The organism is Streptomyces sp. RP5T (genome assembly GCF_003933965.1).
Classification (GTDB): domain Bacteria; phylum Actinomycetota; class Actinomycetes; order Streptomycetales; family Streptomycetaceae; genus Streptomyces.
Window position 1 is genome coordinate 1 of record NZ_RSAJ01001224.1, and the last position, 688, is coordinate 688.

General features: G+C 78.8%; 1 pseudogene. It reads right to left on the reverse strand.

The features are described 5' to 3' along the window. Positions 1-688, reverse strand: a pseudogene (locus EHS43_RS45535) (primosome assembly protein PriA); the annotation flags it as partial.

The following is a 688-nucleotide window of genomic DNA, read 5'->3' on the forward strand; positions in this document are numbered from 1 at the left end:
CTCCAGCGGTCCGGCGCAGTGCCGACACCGCGCGGGCTCCCGGCAGTTGGCGCAGGCCATCCTGGGCACATAGCCCCGCCGCGGCACCTGCACGAGCACCGGGCCGTGCCGCAGGCCCTCCCTGACGGCCTGCCAGGCGAGCGTGGGCAGCCGGGCCGCCCGCGCGGCCTCGTCCCGCGCGAGGTCCTGGTCCCCGACGGTCCGCACCAGCGGCGCGACGGCCCGCACCTGCTCCCGGGAGGCCACCAGCGGCCGGGCCCACCCGCTCTCCACGAGCTGCGCCGCTTCCACGGTGCAGCTCCAACTGCCCAGCAGGAAACCGCACTTGTCCTGCGCGGCCCGCAACAGCAGCACCTCGCGCGCGTGCGGCTGCGGGGCGTGCGGCTCGCTGTGGCTGTCGTCGCCGTCGTCCCAGAGGGCGACGAGCCCCAGGTCCCGCACCGGCGCGAACATGGCGGCCCGCGCCCCCACCACGGCCCGTACGGCGCCCCGCCGGACGGCCAGCCACTCGCGGTACCGCTTCTCGGGCCCGGCGTCGGCGGTCAGGACCGCGTGCCGCCCCTCCCCGAGCACCGAGGTCAGCGCGGCGTCGACGCGGGCGACGGCCCGCCCGTCCGGCACGACGACGAGCGCTCCCCGCCCCGAGGCCAGGGTCGCGGCGACGGCCCGGGCCAGCTCCGCACTCCAC